Here is a 20,243-nt window from a genome sequence, read left to right on the forward strand (position 1 = left end):
AACTCACCCCTCGATCGACTCAAGCTTCGTATGGAATGCTGGGATAGGAGCCTAAAATACGCACCTGACAGCCGATCGCCTCGATTTCGGAGATGGCTGCGGGCAATAAAACGGTATCCAAAGAAAGTTCGACGTCAATGAAAAAATAGTAGCTGCCGAGCCGTTTCTTCGTCGGCCTCGACTCGATGCGCGACAGGTTCACTTTACGCCATGCGAAAGCGGACAGCACCTGGTGCAGAGCCCCCGGATAATCCTCCGGAAGCGTGATGAGCAGGCTCGTCTTCCTGCGTGATGCGTCCGGCCCCTCATACGGCGCGGCGCCAACGAGCAAAAACCGTGTGAAGTTGTTGTCGTGATCGGTGACCCCGGCTTCCAGAATGTCCAGGCCGAAGTTCGCCGCCGCCAGGTGGGTGCCGATCGCGGCCCACCCCCGTCCGGGATTTTCGTGGACGAGCCGCACCGCCTCCGAAGTGCTCGGGAGTGTATCCAACTCTGCATGCGGCAGCTTGGCGCGGAGAAAATCGTGGCACTGGGCCATCGCCACCGGGTGGCTGAACACTTTCGTGATTTTCGCCGGATCCCACTTTCCGTGTTCACCTGCCAATTCACGCGTCCGGCCGATCAAATTTTGAATCGAAGGAAAGATCCATTCGGCCCGGATCGGCAAATCGACCTCATGAACGAGCCAATCCATGTGCAGACTGACGGAGCCGTCGATCGTGTTTTCGATCGGAATGACGCTCCAGTCGGTTCGTCCGGCGTCCGTCGACTGAAAGACGTCGGAAATCATTTTGCAGTAAACGAATTCCACGTCCTGCCCTCGAAACAAATAACGCACGGCTTCATCCGAGACGGTGCCTTCCGGCAAAACGGCCACTTTATGCCGCCCGCTCATGCCTTCACCTCCAGCTGCGTCTTCCAGGCGTCCAGCGGGGCGTCCATGACGCCATGAAACGATTCTTCCACCGAGCATGCCGCTCCATGCGCACAAGGGGAAAGCCGGCGCATCTTAACGCGCACGCCCTCCGACGCCATCACTCGCTCGACATAAGCCTCCAAGCCTTCATGTTTCGCATCGGTCCGGTCCGCAAGCAGAAGTAAAGTAGGGCCCGCTCCGGACAATACCGCCCCGAGCGCTCCATGATCGGGCGCGTCCCGCAAAATCTCCGCCATGCCCGGCACAAGCGGCGACCGGTACGGCTGATGCAGCCGGTCGCGCATTGCAAACGCAAGCAAATCCAATCTCCCCGAAGCTAGTGCCGCGGTGAGCAAAGAGCTGTGGCTCAAGTTAAATACTGCGTCTTCCATCGACACTTGCCGCGGCAGCACGTTTCGCGCTTCCCGGGTCGGCAGCTCGAATTCCGGAATCGCCACCAGCACTTCCAGATCGGCCGGCGGCTCCAAGCGTACTGCCCCCGCGCGCTCTCCGTCCCATGCGGCGGCCACGAAACCGCCGAACAATGCCGCGCCGACGTTGTCCGGGTGACGCTCCAAAGCGGAGGCCATCTGAAACAAATCGTCGTTGGACAGCGGGTTTCCGATCAAGCCGTTGGCGGCAACGAGGGCGCCGACGATGGCGGCTGCGCTGCTGCCCAGGCCGCGGGTCAACGGAATGTCGCTCTGCAGTCCGATTTCAAGCTCCGGCACGCTGACGCCCGCTTTGCGGAATACCGCCTGTGCCGTCTCGTAAACGAGATTCGATTTGTCCTGTGCGACTCCCTCTAAATTATCTCCAAACAATTGTATTCGGGTGGCGTCCGCTTCGCGCATGGCCACCCCGGAATACAACGGCAGCGCCATGCCCAGCGAGTCGAATCCGGGGCCGAGGTTCGCAGTGCTGGCGGGAACGATCGCCCTGGCGAGCCGGCCGCCCGGAACCGCTCCATCGTGCATCATCGGCTTGCCTCTTCGAGGCGGGCGATCGCTGCCATCACCGCGGCTTCCGTGTCGGGCACGACCATCGGCTCCGCCTGTACCGACTTGATCGCGATGTTCGGATCCTTCAAACCGTGTCCCGTCAGCACGCAGACGACCTTCTCCCCGCCCTGGAAGCCGCCTTCCCGCTTCCGTTTGCGGACGCCGGCGAGCGACGCGGCCGAAGCCGGCTCCGCGAAAATGCCTTCGCGGGAAGCCATCCATTTGTAAGTATCCAATATTTCTTCGTCCGTGACAAAGTCGATTTTGCCGTCGGATTCCTCTGCCGCCGCCACCGCGGTTTTCCAGCTGGCCGGGTTGCCGATGCGGATCGCCGTCGCCACCGTCTCGGGGTTCGTTATCGGTTCGCCCTTCACGATCGCCATCGCGCCTTCCGCTTCAAAACCGATCATTTTCGGCAAAGAATCGGATTTACCGGCTTCACGGTATTCTTTGAAACCTTTCCAGTATGCCGAAATATTCCCCGCGTTGCCGACCGGAATCGCCAAATAATCCGGGGCGCCGCCCAGTTGTTCGCACACCTCGAAAGCCGCCGTTTTTTGGCCTTCGATCCGGTACGGATTGACGGAGTTCACGAGGGTGATCGGATGCTTGGCGGTAATTTCCCGTACAATCTCCAGCGCCCGGTCGAAGTTGCCCTCGATGGCAATGACTTTGGCGCCGTAAATGATCGCTTGCGCCAGCTTGCCCAGCGCGATGTTGTTGTTCGGAATGAGCACGATGCAGTTCAAGCCGCCGCGCGCCGCGTATGCAGCGGCAGCCGCCGACGTGTTGCCGGTGGAAGCGCACATGATCGTGCGGCTTCCTTCCTCCATCGCTTTCGCGACGGCCATCACCATGCCGCGGTCTTTAAACGAGCCCGTCGGATTTAAGCCTTCGTATTTAAAATATAAGTCCAGATCCAATTCCTCCGACAAATTCTCCGCGCGGATCAGCGGCGTATTGCCTTCCTGCAGGGTCAGCATAGGGGTACGTTCGGTAACCGGCAAATAATGTTTGTATCGGGTGAGCAATCCGGGATAACGCATGTCAGGACTCCTTTATGTTGTAAGAATGAGAGGATGATTTCCGGGAAGGCCTTACCCTTCGACTCGGTACACGCTTTTAATTTTCTGTACCGCGGACAGGCTGTCGAACGCGTTCAGGACATTGTTCATCGCTTCTTTACTCGTCTTGTGGGTGGTGACGATCAATTCCGCATCTCTGCTGTTAGGAGTCGGGGGCTGCATGACCGATTCGATGCTGACGCCCAGCTCCGAAAACACTTGCGCGATCTGCATCAACACGCCCGCTCGGTCGTCCACATGCAGATTCATGAAATATTTGGAGGTGATTTGACGGTCGGTTTTCAGCTTCTTCTCTTTGTAGGAGACGTTGGCTTGGCGGCCGTTGACACCCAGCTTCATGTTTTTGATCACCGCGACCAGATCGGCGACAACGGACGTTGCTGTGGGCATTTCTCCGGCGCCCGGACCGTAAAACATCGTCTCGCCCACGGCTTCCCCATGCACGTAAACGGCGTTAAACACTCCGTTCACGGACGCGATCGGATGCGTCACCTTGACGAAAGTCGGCTGCACGCTCACGCTGATGTAATCGTCCTGCCGCTCTGCAATGCCGAGCAGCTTTACGGCGTAACCCAAGCTTTTGGCGTACCAAATATCTTCCTGGGATACCGAACTGATGCCTTTGACGTCTACGTCTTCGAGCGCCACGGTGGCACGGAAGCCGAGCGTCGCCAAAATCGTCATTTTGCGCGCCGCATCAAGCCCTTCCACATCGGACGTCGGATCCGCTTCCGCGTATCCGAGCGCCTGCGCCTCTTTCAGCACTTCTTGGTAGGCGGCTCCTTCTTGGCTCATTTTCGTCAAAATGTAGTTGGTCGTTCCGTTCACGATGCCCATTATTTTGGTGATCCGGTCGGAGGAAAATCCTTCGATGAGCGTCCGGATAATCGGGATGCCGCCCGCCACGCTGGCCTCGTATAGAATGTCGCATCCTTTTTCATGCGCTTTGGCGAGCAGCTCCGGCCCGTGCAGGGCCATCAAATCCTTGTTCGCCGTTACGATATGCTTGCCGCGCTCGAGCGCTTCCCAAATAACCTCCTTCGTTCCCGCAATGCCGCCCATCACTTCGACGATTACGTCGATTTCCGGGTCACGCACGATGTCCCACGGGTCGTCCGTGAGCTTCGACCGGTCCACCGGAACGTTCCGCATTTTGTCGAGATCCTTCACCAATATTTTATGGATCGTGATCGGGGAGCCTACCTGGCTCTGCAAATCCTCATGATGGCCCTCGACGATCCGGACGACGCCGGTACCCACCGTTCCCAGACCGAGCAGCCCGACTTTTATCGTGTTCATAAATTCCGGTTCCTCCTATATCCCTTGAATTCCGCCTTAGCCTCTGCCGATAAGCGCCGTTCTTTTCACGCCGTCGATCGCCCGAAGCTGTTCCGTCAGCTCCTGCACGGTGTCTCTCATTTTCGACGTGTCGAGCGAGACCACGACGTTCGCCATCCCCTGCAAAGGAATGGATTGATGAATCGTCAGCACGTTGCTTTCGCTGGATGCCAGCATGCCGAGCACTTTGGACAGAACGCCCGACCGGTGTTCCAGGTCCATCGTAAGCGTCACAATATTTTCCCTGGCCGCCTGCTCCAACAAATAAACGCCGTCCTTGTATTTGTAAAATGCGCTGCGGCTTAAGCCGACCCGCTCCGCCGCCTCATGCACGGTGTCCGCTTCGCCCCTGCGCAGCAAGACCTTGACTTGCTCGGTCTTCAAAATGCCTTCGGGCAGCAAGTCCTCCCGCACGGCGTAATAGCGCTCCACCAATTTCTCGTCCTCCCATAAAAGACGACTGTTTGTATATAGTGGACATTATAGCGAAATCCCCCGCCGGCGGCAATAGGGGATTCTGCTCAAAAGCCGACCGCATGGGCGCTTTCGCGGCGGCCAACGGTCGGCTTTTTGTCGTTATTCGTCGTCATATAAGTAAGCTTCCGAACCGCCCTCGAAAAACTCAAATTCGAATTCTCCGATCCGGATCGTGTTCCCGTCCTTGGCTCCCCGGTTGCGGAGCTCCTTGTCCACGCCGGCGTTGCGCAATATTTTGGCGAACCGCATCACCGCTTCGTAAGAAGCGAACTGCGTACGTTTGACCAGCTTCTCCAAAGATTCGCTTTCGACAATGAACGTATCGTTCTCTCTCCGGATCGTAAAATCATGTTCGTCTCGCGGTTCGTAGCGGTATACGACCCCTTCCTCCGCGCCGGCCTTTTCGGCTTCTTCCACCGCGGACGGCTCGGGCAGCGACTCGAGCAGCTCGGCCACCCGGTAAAGCAGTTCCGGCACCCCTTCGCGCGTGAGAGACGAAATCGGCATCACTTCGGTGTCCGGGGACACTTCGGCCAGCCTGCTTCGGAACTGTTCCAGATTTTCCGTCGACTCGGGCATGTCCATTTTGTTGGCCGCCACAATTTGCGGGCGTTCCGCGAGCCTCGCGTTGTACAGCTTCAATTCCTCGTTAATTTTTTGCCAATCCTCGAACGGATCGCGGCCTTCCAAGCCGGACATATCAACCACGTGCACAATGATGCGCGTTCGTTCCACGTGCCGCAGAAACTCGTGTCCGAGTCCGACGCCGGTATGCGCGCCCTCGATCAGCCCGGGAAGGTCCGCCATCACGAAGCTGCGGTCGTCGCCCAATTCCACTACACCCAAATTCGGCGTAATCGTGGTGAAGTGATACGCGCCGATTTTCGGCCGGGCGCCCGATACGACGGACAGCAATGTCGATTTGCCCACGCTGGGAAAACCGACAAGCCCCACATCAGCCATCACTTTAAGCTCCAGCACGACCCAGCGCTCCTGCCCTTCCTCGCCGTTCTCGGCGATGGCCGGCGCCGGGTTGTTCGGGGCTTTAAACCGAGTATTGCCGCGTCCGCCGCGTCCGCCCTTCGCCACGACCACTTCTTGGCCGTGCCGCGTCAAATCCGCTACAACCTCTCCGGTATCGTCATCAACAACGATGGTTCCGGGCGGAACGCGTACGACGAAGTCCTCCGCATTCGCTCCATGCTGCGATTTGTTCCGGCCCTTCTCTCCGCGCGGCGCCTTGAAATGCTTCTGATAGCGGAAATCCATCAGCGTGCGCAAACCTTCGTCCACGCGAAACACGACATCGCCGCCCTTGCCGCCGTCGCCGCCCGCAGGACCTCCTTCGGGCACATAAAGCTCGCGGCGAAACGCGACGAGCCCGTCGCCTCCGTCTCCGCCTTTTACAAACACTTTCGCTTTATCCACAAACATGATGAGTTCAACTCCGTTAGGCGGTCATCGGGAAGGTGACAACCATTTTCCGGCATGGCTCGTTCGGCGTTCCCGCCGACTTCCCCAGCGCTTCTTGCGTCAACTGTCCCCAACCGCCCAGCAAATTTTCCACTTCCGCCGCCAGGCTCCCCCCCGCGGCCAGCTCGCCTTCGAAAACAAGCTCCAGGCTTAACGATTCCTCGGATCGAAATAAGGTGAGGCGCAGCACATTTTCTCCGGCCGCCGGCGTGACGGCCCGGTATCGGACCGCGTTGACGATTGCGATGAGTATTGCGGCGAATTTCTCCATGTCGACGGGAAGCCGGTCCGGCTGGAGCCCGTCCTCCACCTTAAACTCGAGTCTCATATGGTCGCATATCGTGCGAAACGACAACAGAAACGTCGACAGCTCCGTATTCCGCAGCTGGGAGATCCGGCTGTCGTTCTCCATCCGTTCCCTTATTCTATCCACGATCTCGATCGCTTTATCGGGTTTTTTCAACCTCAGATAACCGTACATGATTTGCAGATCGTTCATCCAGTCATGCCGGTGATGGCTCAGCGTGCGGATGGCCGACTGCCGGGCATGCTCCAGCATGCGGGCATTCTGCCCGCGATAATAGCGCCTGTCCGAGAGCACGCAGATTACGGCTGCGGCGACGGTCCAGACCGCGAATAACAGTAAAGGCCACCAAGCCGTCCGCCATATGTACACGGCGGCCGCCGGCAGAAGAAGCGATACGAAACCCAAGACCGCCGATCGGTTTCGATTGTTCACGTGGAAACGGTCCTCCGTTTCTGGAATGCTTGTGAGGGAAGTTCATGTGTTCATTAACACAAAAACCCCGGCCGCAATCGCCGGCCGGGATTCTGGATGCGTATTAAACTTCGAGAGCCGCCGCAACCGGCGCTTGTGCCGCTGGGTATACGCTGACTTTCTTGCGGTCGCGTCCCATGCGCTCGAATTTGACGACGCCTTCCACTTTCGCGAACAGCGTATCGTCGCTGCCGATGCCTACGTTGTTGCCCGGGTGGATCTTCGTGCCGCGTTGGCGAACGAGGATGCTGCCGGCCGTTACCACCTGGCCGTCCGCGCGCTTCGCGCCAAGGCGTTTCGCTTCGCTGTCGCGTCCGTTTTTCGTCGAACCTACGCCTTTTTTCGAGGCGAACAACTGAAGATTCAGTTTCAACATGGTGTCAACCTCCTTCTAGGAAAAAATTTGTTTTATTTTCACGTACTTCGCGTACTCATCCGCAATGGATTCCAGCGCCGCAATCATGCCTTCGAGCAGCAATTGCGCCTGCCCGTCGAGCGTGCGGTTTTCACTGTACGGCGCTTCAGCCGTCAGCCAGCCTTCGCGCATCTCGGCTTTCGGGACGAGCCCGGTCAGCTTCTCGACCGCGTTCACGGCGCCGACGGTGACCGCCGATACTCCCGCGCAGACAATGTCTTTGCCGGGATCGTCATACATCGCGTGACCCGTAACGGAGAACCGCCGGATCCGGCCTTGCTTGCTGCGTTCGATCGTGACCGTAATCATCGGAGCCCTCTTATGCCTTGATGGCTTCGATCGTCACTTTCGTGTACGGCTGACGATGGCCTTGCTTGCGATGGTAGTTCTTCTTCGGCTTGTACTTATAGACGATGATTTTCTCGCCTTTTACATGCTTCTCGACTTTGCCGGTAACGGATGCGCCTGCCAGAAGCGGGCTGCCTACGTTCAAACCGTTGTCGTTAGAGACAGCCAGAACACGGTCAAACGTGATGCTGTCGCCTTCGCTCGCGGACAGTTTCTCCACGAAGATGACGTCGCCTGCTTGAACCTTGTATTGTTTGCCGCCGGTTTCGATAATCGCGTACATTGGGTGCACCTCCTCATACTTAAGACTCGCCTCGTAGGGTGCCGGTTGCCGCGGCATATGCCAGAGCAGCGCCGGTCTTGTCGACCCGTAAAGTGCGGTTTCCGCATGCAATACCTTTGCACGCACTTAAACATAATATCATAAGCGATTTATAATATCAATCTACATTTCAATGGATATCAGCGCAGGGAGATTTTCCCCCGGCCCTTGCAGGCCGGGCACGTTTCGTAAAAGTAACTCGACACGCTCTCCCGGGCTTTTTTGCGGGTCATTTCGAGCAGGCCGAGCCTCGTCCAGCCGACGACCTGGCATTTGGTGCGGTCCCGCTTCATCGTCGTTTCGAGCAGCTGCTCCACTTGCTGCCTGTGCTCGTCCTTCTCCATATCGATGAAATCGACGACGATGATGCCGCCGGCGTCTCGAAGCCGCAGCAGACGTGCAATTTCCTCCGCCGCCTCCAGATTCGTCCGGAACACCGTTTCCTCCAAATCCACCGTTCCGGTAAATTTGCCGGTGTTCACATCGATCACGGTGAGCGCCTCGGTCTCGTCCCACACCAAATAGCCGCCGCTGTTCAACCGGATGTGAGGCTGGAACGCCCGCTCGATTTGCTCCCGAATGCCGAACTTCTCAAAAAGCGGCACGGAATCTCGATACAGGCGGGCCTTCCCTTCCAAAGCAGGAGCCGATTTGCGCAGGAATTCCTTGGCTTCTTTCCAGCAGGCTTCGTCGTCTACAATGAATTCTTCCGTATCCGGCGTCATGACATCCCGCACCATTCGCTGAACGAGCCCGGAATCCCGGTGCAGCTCGGCCGGCGCCTGTACCGACGACGCGGTGAGGGCTGCTTCCTGCCAAATCCGTCGAAGAGCGCCAAGGTCTTCCGAGATCGCTTCCCGGTTTTCGCCTTCTGCATTCGTACGTAAAATAATGCCTTCACCTGGCGCCCTTAGCTCTTCCGCCAGCGTGCGGAGGCGGTTTCTCTCCGCTTCTTGCTCGATTTTTTTGGAAATGCCGATGTAGTCCGCATACGGCATATATACAAGCCAACGGCCCGGCAGCGAAAAATGCGTCGTAACCCTCGCGCCTTTGCCGCCCAGCGGCTCCTTCATCACCTGTACGATCAGATCGTCGCCGGGCGCGAGAATTTCCGAAATCGACGGCTTCTGCTTAGGCTGTTTCTCCAGATGGGGATGCAGCGCATCGTCCACGTACAAAAAAGCGTTTTTCGACAGCCCGATGTCCACGAACGCCGCCTGCATGCCGGGCAGCACATTCACAACGCGGCCTTTATACAAATTGCCGACAAGCGAGGTCCCTTCCGACCGTTCCACGCTGAACTCCGCCAGGCGGCCGTCCTCAAGCAGGGCGGATTGGGTCATGTTGCGCGTACAATGCACGAACAGCTGCTTCATTCCGTCCTCCGTGACTCTTTTTACTTGTCATTTTACATGAAAAACCGTGCGTCCGCATGTCCGGAATTGAGACGGCCGAGAAAACCGTCGATGATCGTTCCCTCGGGCAGCACTTTCACGATCTTGCCTTTTTTCATCACATACACCAAATGGTAGCCTTCTTTCATAAAGAGGCGGATGACGGATACCGCCGGGCGGTCGTCTCCGATTACGATGGGACGCGCCAGCGCGCCTTTGTCGAAGTGCCGCTCCGAGCGGCGCACGCGGTGCACGAGAAACCGCAGGAACAAGAACGGAACGTTCCGGCGGTGCATCCAATTCGAAAAAAATAGAAACAATCCGACGACGAGCAAATTCAGCTCCAGCAACCCGCCTTCCGTTAAAGGCCACAGCGCGTATCCAACGACCGCGGCGCTGAACGCGATGCTCATCGTCGCGCACCACACCAGCGTGCGATGGAACGGAATATGGAGACTGATCCAGGCCTGGAGCAGTTTTCCTCCGTCGAGAGGCAGGATCGGAAGCAGATTAAACAAGCAAATGAGCAGGTTGGCGCGTACGAACTGGTCCGCCCAGCCCACCTCGATCCAACCCGCTTGTCCGAGCAGCCATCCGGCCGCCGCCATCCAGACATTCTGCATCGGCCCGGCCAAGGCTACCCACATTTCCTCCTTCACCGGGAGAGCGCCGGCTTCCTCCACTTCGGCCACGCCTCCGAAAGGCAGCAGCTTCACTTCCTTCACGGTCCAGCCGAAGTGCAGCGCCGCGGCGACATGCCCGAGCTCGTGAATGAGGACGATGAGGAAAAGCACGGCCAATTCCGCGAAACGGCCGGCGGCGACGGAGGCCAGCATGACGAGGACGAACAACGGGTGAAAGTGAAAGGCGATGCCCCGCCATCTAATCAAAAGGGACCACTTCCGCGGGATCCACCGTATTTCCGTTTTGCTTCACGGCAAATATCAGCAGGCTTTCTCCTCCGTCGTTAAGCGGAACCGGCATGCTCCCCAGCCGCTGCCCGGCCTCCACCCAATCACCCGCCTTTACGTCCGCGGATGCGAGATTGCCGTAAACCGTCACAATCCGGCCGGCATGCTGCACAATTACGGTCGACTTGCCGCCCGATTCGGTCATAACCTGCAGGATGCGGCCCGCATACACCGCCTTTACGCTGCTGCCTCCCTTGGCTGCGATTCGTACGCCGCTGCCGTCTTGTGCGAAGGTTTGCACGACCCGTCCCTCCACCGGCATCACCGCCGATTCGCGATTCCAGCTTCCCGATACCGCCTGCGTCTCGTCGCCGTTCCGGAAGATCGGCAAGAAGGCGGGAGAACCGCCGAACGTCCTTTCGTACCAAACTTCAATCGCTCGAAAATCCATGTCCGTCGTAACGGTATGGACTGTCCAAGCTTTCGCCTCCGAGCTGCCCGGCAATCCCGATTGGAACCATCCCCAAGCGGCGCCGTAAACGACCGCCGCGATCACGATGCGAATCGCGAAACTTTTCGCAAACGATGAACTGCCCGACGATTGGTGTGAGGGGATGCGAGGTGCTGCGGAACGCTGCGGCGTCACCTGTCCGATGCCCGACCAGGCCGGCGTCTCCGCAAAATGCCGCCGCTGCTGCTCCTTCCACCATTTTTCCGGATCCGGTTCGGCTTCCGCTTCCACCGCCTGCGGGGCAGCCATGAGCCATTCCGGCGGCTTCCGCTCCTCTTTGGACTGGCTTATCTCAACCGGCAGCTCGCCCAGCAGCTTCTCCATCCGTTCCCGCCTGCGCCGGCGGACGTTGTCGCGGATTTCCACACCGAACTCCTCCTTGTCCGCGTCTTTACTACAACCTATGGCGGACAAGGAGTGATTAGAATAAAAAACGGCGCCGTAAGCCGCGGCGTCGTTAATGGTCCGATTCGTATTTTTCCTGATGAGCGCGAATGCTGAAAATAATACCGATACACGCCATATTGAGCAGCAGCGAAGTGCCCCCGTAGCTAATGAACGGCAATGTGATGCCGGTAATCGGCATGAGGCCGATCATCATCCCGATATTCTCGAACACTTGAAAGACGAGCATGCTGGCGATTCCGATAATGATGTAGGAACCTCTCAAATCGATACACTGATAGGCGATAATAATCATTCGGTAAATGAAAAGGAAGTAGAGCAGCAGCAGCACCGCGGCTCCTTGAAAACCGAATTCCTCCCCGACCACGACGAAAATGGAGTCTGAATACATATAGGGGATGAATTTCTTTTTCTTCGACTCCCCTTCCATGTAGCCGTCACCGGCTAACCCGCCAGAACCGATGGCGATTTTGGCGTATTCCGATTGGCGGCGGTCGTCTGCGGACGCCTGTTCCGGGTGAATGTAGGTATTGATCCTCAGGTACCAGTGCTCTTTATCTTTGGACTTCAGGTAGTCGTGAATCTCGGTATTGTACGTGTTAAAAAGAGTGACGAACAGCAGCAATCCCCCTAGAACGGCCGCTAAACCGATCGTGACGTAGGAATAGCGCACATTGCCGATCCACAGCATGCCGAGGGTGATGAAAACATAGATGACTGCGTTGCCCAAGTCGGGTTGTACCATGACAAGCGCAAAGGGGACGAAAGAGGTCAGCGCAACGATCAGCACATCGCTCCGCATACGCAGCGGATTGCCTTCGCGCCGACCCATGATGGCCGCTATGGCCACAATGAGGAAAAGCTTCATGAACTCGGCCGGCTGGAACTTCAGTCCTCCCGGCAGCTCGAACCAGCTTCGCGCCCCGTTGATGGACGGAGCGAACTTAAAGACGAGCACAAGCAGGATCAGACCGAGGACATACCACACATACCAGGTTTTGAGGATCCATCGGTAATCGAACAAAGTAATGAGTAAAATGGCGACAAATCCCGCAGCGTAATAAACAAGTTGCTTGACATCGGACTGATAAAATATGGGATTGTTGAATATCGCGCTTCGAATCAGCAGGAAACTGAACATCATCATGCCTGCCAGAATGAGAAGCATCATCCAGTCCATTTTTTTAATTCGGTTCAGCAAACTTGCATCATCCCATTCCCAAAAACTTCTTCATCCGGCGCAACACGCCGGACTTCTCGTCCAGTTGCAGCAAAGGAACGGTCTCTCCTAGAATGCGGCGCGCAATATTGCGGTAGGCCAGGGCCGCCCGCGAATCGGGATTCATGACGGTCGGCTCTCCCTGGTTCGCCGCTTTGATGACGAGCTCATCGTCGGGCACGATGCCGATCAGATCGATGGCCAGCACTTGACAAATGTCGTCGATCTCCAGCATATCCCCGCTTTTGAGCAGGTTCGGACGAATCCGGTTAATGACGAGCTTGGGAGGCGCCATGTTGGATTTCTCCAGCAAGCCGATGACCCGGTCCGCATCCCGCACGGCCGCATTCTCCGGCGTCGTCACGACGATCGCCTGATCGGCTCCCGCCACCGCGTTGCGGAACCCTTGTTCGATACCGGCGGGGCAGTCGATGATCACATAATCGAAATCCGGCTTCAAGCTCTCGACGATTTGCCGGACTTGTTCCGGGGATATATCATTTTTGTCTTTCGTTTGCGCGGCCGGAAGCATGTACAGTTCATCGAAGCGTTTGTCCTTCACGAGCGCCTGATTGACCCTGCAGCGGCCTTCCGCCACATCAACCAGATCATAAATGATCCGATTTTCAAGTCCCATGACTACGTCCAGATTGCGCAGGCCGATGTCGGTGTCCACCATGCACACTTTTTTCCCCATCAGTGCCAAGGCCGTCCCCAGATTGGCCGACGTCGTCGTTTTCCCGACACCGCCTTTACCTGATGTGACCACAATCGCTTCTCCCATGCGTTACACTCCTTTGAACTGCATGACTTCCTTACGGTGGCGGCCGAGGCTCGCCAATTTATCGATGGCCATCGATCCGTCGCGTAAAAACGCATATTCCATCCACGGATCGGCGGACGCCCATTCGTCCGGGGGACGGCTGATCACGTCCGCGATACGCAGCTGGGTAGGCGTCATCAGCGAAGCCGCGATAATGGCCTGATCGTTGCCGGCCGAGCCTGCGTGAGCCATCCCTCTAAGTGCGCCTAGCACATAGATGTCTCCCGTACACCGAAGCGTTCCGCCCGGGTTCACATCGCCGAGCAGCACCAGGGTTCCGTCGTAATCGATCGTTTGACCGGAACGGACCATGCCGGTCATCGTATACAAAGACGGCTTGGCGTCGGCGTCTGGCGGCAAGGGATCGCTTTCGATCGATTGCACGATGAGGTTACCCTGCTTCTTGAGAACCGAGCGAAGCCGTTCCGTATCTTCATCGTTCAACTGCCTGGAACCGAGCTTGACGAACACGTGCACGATCGGCCCGGTAAATTGCTGGACATGCTTGTCCAGCTTGGCGTTTAATTCCTCGAGCAGCGTAACGAAGTCGCATTGGTCGTCCAAAAGGAAGATCAGACCTTCCTTGACTCCCTTGATGGTAATGGGTGATTTCCCGGCCACGTTGTCGCTCCTCCCTCGTCATATCAGAATTCTGCCAATCTGAGCAGAACTCCTGCCTGCAGGCGGAAGTTCCCTTAAAGCGGGGATTCCTCTCCCGACGATCCCGGTTGTTTAAAGAGCAGTCGGCGGGCAGGCAAGTAAAGGGCAAGGGCGATGAGAATTTCCAGCAGCAAGCTGGGCGCCATATACCAGTAAAAAGCGTATCCGTAGGACCAATTCGTGAGCCGGAACAACCGGTAAATCATGTACACGATCGTGCTCAGCGCCAAACTCCCTGCCGCCGTCGCTCCCAGTACGGAGGCCAGCGTCGGGATGCCGCGTTCCAGCATGAGTCCCGCCGCGTAACCGACCAAGCCCATTCCGAAAGCGTATGGCCCGATCAAGTTGCCGTAGTACAGGATGTCGCCGATCAGCCCGAAGCCGAGGCCGAACAGAAACGCCCGATGCCGCCCCGCGAATGAAGCCACCAACACGGTCAAAACAAAGGTGAGATGCGGAACGAGCCGGCCGCTCCATTCGACCGGCACCAGCCAGGGGACGACCCCGTTTTCCAATAGTAAAAGCACGATTCCTGCCATGACGGCGCGATTCATTTTAATTTTCATTGTCCGGCCACTTCCGGTACCACGACCACGAACACTTCACGCAGGTGATCGAAATCGGCCGCCGGCTTCACGTTAGCTTTCTGGGTCAAGCCAAAATCGCCAACCTGCCGGTTCATGAGGGTTCCGATCATCAGTCCTCTCGGAAACACGTTGCCCAGTCCGGAGGTGATAACTTTGTCTCCGGGAGCCATCTTGTCGTTTTCGTCGATTTTGGTCATTTGAAGCATGCCGGTTTGTTGATCGAACGAATCAATAATTCCGAATGATTCCGATTCTTTGCCGAAAACGGTGGACGCGATTTGCACGCCTTTAGGCGACTCCGGATTGATCTGGGTGATCGGCTCGACCGTCGAGGTGAACTCCGATACGCGGCTGACCAGTCCGACGAGTCCGTCGGTCGTCGTGACCGCCATTCTCGGTTGAATGCCGTCGCGGGCGCCCAAGTCGATTTTGATCGTACGGTCCAGCGGATTCGTGGCGTTGCCGATGACTTGCGCGATAAGGAAGCGATAACGATATAATTGCTTTTGCTTTTCTTTAAACTCGAGCTCAGTCTTCAGGCGTTCGTTCTCCGCCTCTATGAAATTGTACTTCAATTGGTCTTGCGCGTAGCGGGCTACCGTTTGACGCAACTGTTTGTTTTCGTTGTAGACGTCGGAAAGCCGGCCGAGGTCGCCGAAAAATCCGGCGACCGCCCCGACCGGCCGGTACAACGCCCCCTGCACCGTTCCCAGGGCGTCGTTGATGAACTTTTCCGGCCACGTCAGCCGGTTGCGTCCGAGCGTGAATCCCATGACGGCGATGAAAAGAATAAGTCCGATCATCAGGATGAACAGCCGCTTGTTGCGCATCAATTTAAATATAGGGGCTCACCTGCTTTCCCGGCCCGTAAGAAGCGCGGTCCGGTCCATATCAGCGGCCGGACCTCCCCGATCCGCCTTTGGAGGATTTGAACAGATGGATATTTTCCAGCGCGCGCCCGGTACCGATCGCCACGCAGTCAAGCGGGTTCTCCGCCACGATGACCGGCATGCCGGTTTCGCGCGCGAGCATTTTGTCCAGATTGCGGAGGAGCGCTCCGCCGCCCGTCAATACGATACCGCGATCCATGATATCAGCGGACAGCTCGGGAGGACATTTCTCAAGCGTGACCTTCACCGAGTCCACAATCGCGTTCACCGTATCGGACAGCGCCTCGGCCACTTCGTCCGATGTAATCGCCAGCGTCTTCGGCAATCCCGTGACCAAATCTCTGCCGCGGATTTCGATAGACTCCAGCTTGTCCAGCGGCATGGCCGATCCGATTTCCACTTTCAGCTGTTCCGCGGTACGTTCGCCGATCATGAGATTATAGAGGCGTTTGATGTATTGAATGATCGATTCGTCCATTTCGTCGCCGGCAATCCGGATGGAACGGCTTGTGACGATGCCGCCCAGCGAGATGACGGCCACCTCGGTGGTGCCTCCGCCGATATCGACGACCATGCTGCCCGTCGGTTCCCAGACCGGCAAATCGGCGCCGATCGCTGCGGCGAACGGTTCCTCGATCGTGAAAGCTTCGCGGGCGCCCGCCTGCTTGGTGGCGTCCTCGACTGCGCGTTTCTCAACGGCCGTGATGCCGGAAGGAACGCAAACCATAACGTCGGGATGGCGCCGGAACAACGAACGCTGCTTCTGAGCGCGCCGAATGAAATATTTGATCATGGTGGCGGTCGTCTCGAAGTCGGCGATGACGCCGTCCTTCATTGGACGAATGGCCACGATGTTGCCCGGCGTGCGGCCGATCATTTTCTTCGCGTCGCCGCCGACGGCTTCGATTTTTTTCGTATCGGTACGCAGGGCGACCACTGACGGCTCCCTTACGACGATTCCTCTACCTTTGATGTAAACGAGCGTGTTCGCGGTTCCGAGATCAATGCCCAAATCGCGCGTAAATCCTCCAAACATAAGCGGGTACCTCCTGGAATGACAATCCTTATTATTATATTACAAGCATCCTAGTTCCTTCAAACTGATAAAGCGATTATCCCCGATGACAATATGATCCAATAGTTCGATTCCGACCAGTTCTCCGGCTTCCGCAAGCCTGCGTGTCAGCTGTATATCCTCCGGACTCGGTGTCGGATCCCCGCTGGGATGGTTGTGCGCGCATAGAATCGAGGCACTGCTTCTGCGGATTGCGGCTCTGAACACTTCCCGCGGATGAACGACCGAAGCGTTCAAACTGCCGACCGACACCGTTTGGCGTCCGATGACACGGTTCTTCGTATTCAAGAATAGTACGACAAAATGCTCTTCGCGCAAATGCCGGAGCTCTTCCATGAGCAAGTCGGCCGCATCCTGCGGCCGCGTCACGGGCGGGGCTTCCGGCAGGCGCGAGCGGGCCACGCGCCGGCCGAGTTCAAGACTCGCCTGAAGCTCAATCGCTTTGGCGGGCCCGATGCCGGGAATATGCGTCAGCTCGTCCCAGCTTCGCTCCGCGAACCGGCGAAGCCCCCCGCAATCCTGCAAAATACGCTGCGCCAGATGAATCGCCGATTCCCGGCGGCTTCCGGTGCGAAGCAAAATGGCCAGCAGCTCGGCATGGCTGAGAGCCTCCGCTCCGAGCCGGGCCATTCTTTCCCTCGGCCGTTCGTCCTCAGGCAAATCCCGGAGCCGGTAAGCGCGGTTTTCCAACGTCATTTTCCTTCTTTCGACAGCCCGCGTCGGACGCGGAATTGGCTAGTCGATTCCCGCAATACAACATCCAGCTGCATCAGGGGAGAGTAACCCCGAACTGTTCCAGCTGAACGGCCAGCAGCGACAACGGCAGTCCCACCACGTTGAAATAGCAGCCTTCCAGTGAGTCCACCAGCAGCGCGCCAACACCCTGTACGCCGTATGCGCCCGCTTTGTCCAAAGGCTCGCCGGTCTGCACGTAGCGCCGGATCTGGTCCGGCGACAGCTGCCGCATGCGCACTTTGGTCACGCGGTGATTGGTAACCGTCTGCCCATCCATGAGACCGATGCAGCTTACTCCGGTATACACCTCATGGGTGTTGCCGGCCAAGCGGCTCAGCATCTCGAACGCTTCTTCCGGATCTTTGGGCTTGCCCATGACGCGGCCGTCCAGTACGACGATCGTGTCGCTTCCGACCACGACCGCCGCCGTTTTCATCGTGCCCCGGACCGATTCCCACACCGCCCTGGCTTTCCGGTTCGCCAACTCCTCGACGATGCGGTCCGGGGACCAGTCTCCCGGCGTTTTCTCGTCCGCATGACTAGGCCGCACCATCACGGGAAGTCCCAATGTGGTAATGAGCTCTTGTCTGCGCGGAGAGGTCGAAGCCAAAATCAGCGTAGGACGGATGTTCGAGGTAACGGTCATCGGACACGTTCTTCCTTTCGAAGGTCATTTACATTTTGCGGTACAGCCATATGGCGCCGGCTGCGCCTAGGATGCTCAGCAGCGTAAGATCGATACTGAGCTTGAGGTCGTAGCGGATGACGCCGAGGTCAGCGGCCGGAGACCAGGAAACCGCCATCGGACGGGTCAAAAAGGAGATTTCATGCACGTCCTTTAGCGCCCGGGCGGCCAATGATCCCGCCAACAGTCCCAAAATCACGAATAAGACCAGAATCCAGCCGTTTTTCTTCATGATTCCTCGTCTCCCACCATTTTTTGACACCCGTTTCTTCATTATACGTTCCCCGGACAAGTCGCACAATCTATGAATTCCCTCCAATTTTTGCAGGGTTTCGGATACATCCGGGGTTACGGGCGTGCTGCGGGCGAATTTGACAGGATAAACACTTATGAAGCGTGCAAAAACAGCCCCAAAGTCGGAGGCTGTTTAGGACGAAAGTCCTGTTTTAAAGACCCACTTTCTGAAATAACTTTCATTTTGGCGTACTCTGGAGTAAGGCGTCCCGCAGCGCCCGGTCGCTGATCGCGGCTTCCATCACCGCTGTTTGAACGTTCCACAGATGATAGCGTGCCGGTTTCCGGTTGTAATCGTCAATCGATACCATCGCCGCGTTCAAGCTTTGTACCAGTTGATTCGCTGTCTTGAGCTCCGTTCCGGTAAGGCCGGCCGTCGATTTGGCGGAATCGATCCACAGCTTGTGAGTCTGACGGAGAGAGCTTAGCGCCGCTTGATCGAACGGCTGCGGCTTCTCCTCCTGCAGCGCGAGGACGGACAACCGGGCAAAGGTATGAGTCAGCTCCGCACTTTGTCGGGCGAAATCGGCCAGTGACAGCGCCGCCGCCGTTTCGTTCGGAGCCAGCGCCGGCGAAACGGAAGGCTTCACATAAACTTCTACTCCGGATAACTGACCGGCGAGCCGATTGGCTTCTTCTTTCGAATCCGCCGCCCCCGCATAAACCCGGTAACCGTCGGATCGGTCCGCCGCGGCGGGAAGTCCCCTTCGCTTCAGCTGTTCCATCGCCGCCAGCATGCTTTCTTCGGTACGAAAGACGCCATACTGCAGCAGGTAAAAAGCGGATTCGGTCACGGCCGCGGAATTCGCCGGCTGTTGTACCCGACTTGTCGCGGTCGGAGGGACGGCTTGTCCGGACGCGGGAGTTGAAGCTAGCGGTGCCGTCGCTTGAACGGGAGCGTCTTTGCCGGGCTGCTCGGCGGCGGGAAATGGCGCGTCGCCGGTGAACAAAGTGAGCACCAGGTAGCCGAACAAGGCGCCGGTGGCCACCGCTCCGGCTACCGAGACGAATACGCGCCACCAAGAGGGACCTTCTTTCCGGTTTAACGCCCCGGAAAGCCAGCTTTGCATCCGGTCTCCTTCGTCAATCGGCGTCCACTCCGCCGGTCCGACATCCGAGTAAGACACGTGCTCCGATGTCTGCTCTTCCTCGGGCGGAGGCATTTTCGCCGGGGATTCCGCCGCGGGTTGGCGGATGCGGATCGGTTCGGCCGTACGGATCATTTGTTCCAACGTGTATAGGTCGTCCTGAAACGGACCACCCGCGTAATAGGTCGTTTGGTCGGACGGCGAAGTTTCCGGCTGCGCCGGCTTCGAGTCGTCCTGTACATGCTCCGGTTCCGCGGCCTTCCGTTCTCCCGCCGGCACCGGGTGCAGCTTGACAGGCTGCGGAAGGGGCGCCGGCTTCGGCGGATCGAACCGGAACGTCATTCTCGTTTTCGGCTGCATGCGTGTCTCTCCCTTATCTCGTTTTCTAGTAAGAGAATATGAGAGACAAGAGACATTTATGATGGCTGCGCGGATTTGGACCAAAAGAAGATGGTTTGGCAGGTTCTTAGCGTCGGCGTTATGTGCGTGGGAGAATGTAAGAGGTGGCGGTTTGCGGTAGTTGGTGGTGTGTAAGTGCGTGGGACAGTGTTATTGGTGGTGGTGGGCGCTGGTCGGAGAAACTCCAGCGCTTCCTCAAACATCGATAATCCATTAAAGTAACGTCTCCTAGAGTAACTAATGTGCTGAACCTCCGTCAATCAACCGAAGTATAGTCTCTTAGAGTAACGAATACTGTTCGAAAACCGAATCTCCCAGCTGCTCTTGTGTGCGTGGAGGAGGTTAAGCCGATGGCACCCGCTTAAGCCCCTCAACGAGCGGCGGCTCGCGAAGGTTAAGCCGATGGCACCCGCT

The 20,243-nt window shown here is 57.5% G+C and carries 23 protein-coding genes; all 23 read right to left on the bottom strand.

Annotation, left to right across the window (positions count from 1 at the left end; all coding sequences use genetic code 11):
* Window positions 1-19: 19 nt before the first annotated feature.
* On the bottom strand, window positions 20-895 hold the full coding sequence (pheA, locus tag E5161_RS13555) for a prephenate dehydratase (RefSeq protein ID WP_136778347.1): 876 nt from the start codon (window positions 893-895) through the stop codon (window positions 20-22).
* Window positions 892-1,896 carry a homoserine kinase gene (gene thrB / locus E5161_RS13560; protein ID WP_136778348.1) on the bottom strand — a complete coding sequence of 335 codons (1,005 nt, stop codon included), beginning with the start codon at window positions 1,894-1,896 and terminating at the stop codon, window positions 892-894. Before thrB ends, pheA begins: the two co-directional genes overlap by 4 nt.
* Window positions 1,893-2,963, bottom strand: a complete 1,071-nt coding sequence (gene thrC / locus E5161_RS13565; protein ID WP_136778349.1) for a threonine synthase — start codon at window positions 2,961-2,963, stop codon at window positions 1,893-1,895. The genes thrB and thrC overlap by 4 nt, the downstream gene beginning before the upstream one ends.
* A gap of 51 nt (window positions 2,964-3,014) precedes the next feature.
* A complete protein-coding gene (locus E5161_RS13570) occupies window positions 3,015-4,301 on the bottom strand; it encodes a homoserine dehydrogenase (protein ID WP_136778350.1) in 1,287 nt (428 codons plus the stop codon).
* A gap of 36 nt (window positions 4,302-4,337) precedes the next feature.
* Entirely contained in the window at window positions 4,338-4,775 is a 438-nt protein-coding gene (locus tag E5161_RS13575) for an ACT domain-containing protein (protein WP_136778351.1), read from the bottom strand.
* 141 nt (window positions 4,776-4,916) lie between these two features.
* Window positions 4,917-6,251, bottom strand: a complete 1,335-nt coding sequence (gene obgE, locus E5161_RS13580) for a GTPase ObgE (protein ID WP_136778352.1) — start codon at window positions 6,249-6,251, stop codon at window positions 4,917-4,919.
* Window positions 6,252-6,267: 16 nt separating this feature from the next.
* Window positions 6,268-7,029 (bottom strand): Spo0B domain-containing protein, encoded by a 762-nt coding sequence (locus E5161_RS13585; RefSeq protein WP_136778353.1) that lies wholly within the window; start codon window positions 7,027-7,029, stop codon window positions 6,268-6,270.
* 103 nt (window positions 7,030-7,132) lie between these two features.
* Window positions 7,133-7,444 carry a 50S ribosomal protein L27 gene (gene rpmA / locus E5161_RS13590; protein WP_136778354.1) on the bottom strand — a complete coding sequence of 104 codons (312 nt, stop codon included), beginning with the start codon at window positions 7,442-7,444 and terminating at the stop codon, window positions 7,133-7,135.
* 15 nt (window positions 7,445-7,459) lie between these two features.
* Window positions 7,460-7,792: a ribosomal-processing cysteine protease Prp gene (locus E5161_RS13595; protein WP_136778355.1), complete on the bottom strand. Its 333-nt coding sequence runs from the start codon at window positions 7,790-7,792 to the stop codon at window positions 7,460-7,462.
* A 10-nt stretch (window positions 7,793-7,802) separates the two neighbouring features.
* A complete protein-coding gene (gene rplU, locus E5161_RS13600; protein ID WP_136778356.1) occupies window positions 7,803-8,114 on the bottom strand; it encodes a 50S ribosomal protein L21 in 312 nt (103 codons plus the stop codon).
* Between the two features lie 179 nt (window positions 8,115-8,293).
* Window positions 8,294-9,529 carry an Rne/Rng family ribonuclease gene (locus E5161_RS13605; RefSeq protein ID WP_136778357.1) on the bottom strand — a complete coding sequence of 412 codons (1,236 nt, stop codon included), beginning with the start codon at window positions 9,527-9,529 and terminating at the stop codon, window positions 8,294-8,296.
* Window positions 9,530-9,561: 32 nt separating this feature from the next.
* A complete protein-coding gene (locus tag E5161_RS13610; protein WP_136778358.1) occupies window positions 9,562-10,437 on the bottom strand; it encodes a M50 family metallopeptidase in 876 nt (291 codons plus the stop codon).
* Complete coding sequence (locus tag E5161_RS13615; RefSeq protein WP_136778359.1) at window positions 10,430-11,335, bottom strand: M23 family metallopeptidase; 906 nt, start codon at window positions 11,333-11,335, stop codon at window positions 10,430-10,432. Before E5161_RS13615 ends, E5161_RS13610 begins: the two co-directional genes overlap by 8 nt.
* A gap of 91 nt (window positions 11,336-11,426) precedes the next feature.
* Window positions 11,427-12,575: an FtsW/RodA/SpoVE family cell cycle protein gene (locus E5161_RS13620; protein ID WP_136778360.1), complete on the bottom strand. Its 1,149-nt coding sequence runs from the start codon at window positions 12,573-12,575 to the stop codon at window positions 11,427-11,429.
* Between the two features lie 7 nt (window positions 12,576-12,582).
* Complete coding sequence (minD, locus tag E5161_RS13625) at window positions 12,583-13,377, bottom strand: septum site-determining protein MinD (protein ID WP_136778361.1); 795 nt, start codon at window positions 13,375-13,377, stop codon at window positions 12,583-12,585.
* 3 nt (window positions 13,378-13,380) lie between these two features.
* A complete protein-coding gene (minC, locus tag E5161_RS13630; RefSeq protein ID WP_136778362.1) occupies window positions 13,381-14,037 on the bottom strand; it encodes a septum site-determining protein MinC in 657 nt (218 codons plus the stop codon).
* Window positions 14,038-14,111: 74 nt separating this feature from the next.
* Window positions 14,112-14,642: a rod shape-determining protein MreD gene (gene mreD / locus E5161_RS13635; protein WP_136778363.1), complete on the bottom strand. Its 531-nt coding sequence runs from the start codon at window positions 14,640-14,642 to the stop codon at window positions 14,112-14,114.
* Window positions 14,639-15,493 carry a rod shape-determining protein MreC gene (gene mreC / locus E5161_RS13640; protein WP_136778523.1) on the bottom strand — a complete coding sequence of 285 codons (855 nt, stop codon included), beginning with the start codon at window positions 15,491-15,493 and terminating at the stop codon, window positions 14,639-14,641. Before mreC ends, mreD begins: the two co-directional genes overlap by 4 nt.
* Window positions 15,494-15,554: 61 nt before the next feature.
* Entirely contained in the window at window positions 15,555-16,589 is a 1,035-nt protein-coding gene (locus tag E5161_RS13645; RefSeq protein ID WP_136778364.1) for a rod shape-determining protein, read from the bottom strand.
* A 39-nt stretch (window positions 16,590-16,628) separates the two neighbouring features.
* A complete protein-coding gene (radC, locus tag E5161_RS13650) occupies window positions 16,629-17,318 on the bottom strand; it encodes a RadC family protein (protein WP_136778365.1) in 690 nt (229 codons plus the stop codon).
* Window positions 17,319-17,397: 79 nt separating this feature from the next.
* On the bottom strand, window positions 17,398-18,009 hold the full coding sequence (locus tag E5161_RS13655; RefSeq protein ID WP_136778366.1) for a Maf family protein: 612 nt from the start codon (window positions 18,007-18,009) through the stop codon (window positions 17,398-17,400).
* Window positions 18,010-18,037: 28 nt separating this feature from the next.
* On the bottom strand, window positions 18,038-18,280 hold the full coding sequence (locus E5161_RS13660; protein ID WP_136778367.1) for a DUF4321 domain-containing protein: 243 nt from the start codon (window positions 18,278-18,280) through the stop codon (window positions 18,038-18,040).
* Window positions 18,281-18,521: 241 nt separating this feature from the next.
* Window positions 18,522-19,790, bottom strand: coding sequence for an SPOR domain-containing protein (locus E5161_RS13665; protein ID WP_136778368.1), 1,269 nt, complete (start codon window positions 19,788-19,790; stop codon window positions 18,522-18,524).
* Window positions 19,791-20,243 lie beyond the last annotated feature (453 nt).

It is taken from the genome of Cohnella pontilimi, assembly GCF_005049045.1.
In the GTDB taxonomy this organism is placed as follows: domain Bacteria; phylum Bacillota; class Bacilli; order Paenibacillales; family Paenibacillaceae; genus Cohnella; species Cohnella pontilimi.

What these genes read in the sequence shown, in the direction of transcription:
- pheA (WP_136778347.1), bottom strand. Translation starts at nt 895, where the DNA reads ATGAGCGGGCGGCATAAAGTGGCCGTTTTGCCGGAAGGCACCGTCTCG.
- thrB (WP_136778348.1), bottom strand. Translation starts at nt 1,896, where the DNA reads ATGATGCACGATGGAGCGGTTCCGGGCGGCCGGCTCGCCAGGGCGATC.
- thrC (WP_136778349.1), bottom strand. Translation starts at nt 2,963, where the DNA reads ATGCGTTATCCCGGATTGCTCACCCGATACAAACATTATTTGCCGGTT.
- E5161_RS13570 (WP_136778350.1), bottom strand. Translation starts at nt 4,301, where the DNA reads ATGAACACGATAAAAGTCGGGCTGCTCGGTCTGGGAACGGTGGGTACC.
- obgE (WP_136778352.1), bottom strand. Translation starts at nt 6,251, where the DNA reads ATGTTTGTGGATAAAGCGAAAGTGTTTGTAAAAGGCGGAGACGGAGGC.
- rpmA (WP_136778354.1), bottom strand. Translation starts at nt 7,444, where the DNA reads ATGTTGAAACTGAATCTTCAGTTGTTCGCCTCGAAAAAAGGCGTAGGT.
- E5161_RS13595 (WP_136778355.1), bottom strand. Translation starts at nt 7,792, where the DNA reads ATGATTACGGTCACGATCGAACGCAGCAAGCAAGGCCGGATCCGGCGG.
- rplU (WP_136778356.1), bottom strand. Translation starts at nt 8,114, where the DNA reads ATGTACGCGATTATCGAAACCGGCGGCAAACAATACAAGGTTCAAGCA.
- E5161_RS13605 (WP_136778357.1), bottom strand. Translation starts at nt 9,529, where the DNA reads ATGAAGCAGCTGTTCGTGCATTGTACGCGCAACATGACCCAATCCGCC.
- minD (WP_136778361.1), bottom strand. Translation starts at nt 13,377, where the DNA reads ATGGGAGAAGCGATTGTGGTCACATCAGGTAAAGGCGGTGTCGGGAAA.
- mreD (WP_136778363.1), bottom strand. Translation starts at nt 14,642, where the DNA reads ATGAAAATTAAAATGAATCGCGCCGTCATGGCAGGAATCGTGCTTTTA.
- mreC (WP_136778523.1), bottom strand. Translation starts at nt 15,493, where the DNA reads ATGCGCAACAAGCGGCTGTTCATCCTGATGATCGGACTTATTCTTTTC.
- E5161_RS13645 (WP_136778364.1), bottom strand. Translation starts at nt 16,589, where the DNA reads ATGTTTGGAGGATTTACGCGCGATTTGGGCATTGATCTCGGAACCGCG.
- E5161_RS13655 (WP_136778366.1), bottom strand. Translation starts at nt 18,009, where the DNA reads ATGACCGTTACCTCGAACATCCGTCCTACGCTGATTTTGGCTTCGACC.
- E5161_RS13660 (WP_136778367.1), bottom strand. Translation starts at nt 18,280, where the DNA reads ATGAAGAAAAACGGCTGGATTCTGGTCTTATTCGTGATTTTGGGACTG.
- E5161_RS13665 (WP_136778368.1), bottom strand. Translation starts at nt 19,790, where the DNA reads ATGCAGCCGAAAACGAGAATGACGTTCCGGTTCGATCCGCCGAAGCCG.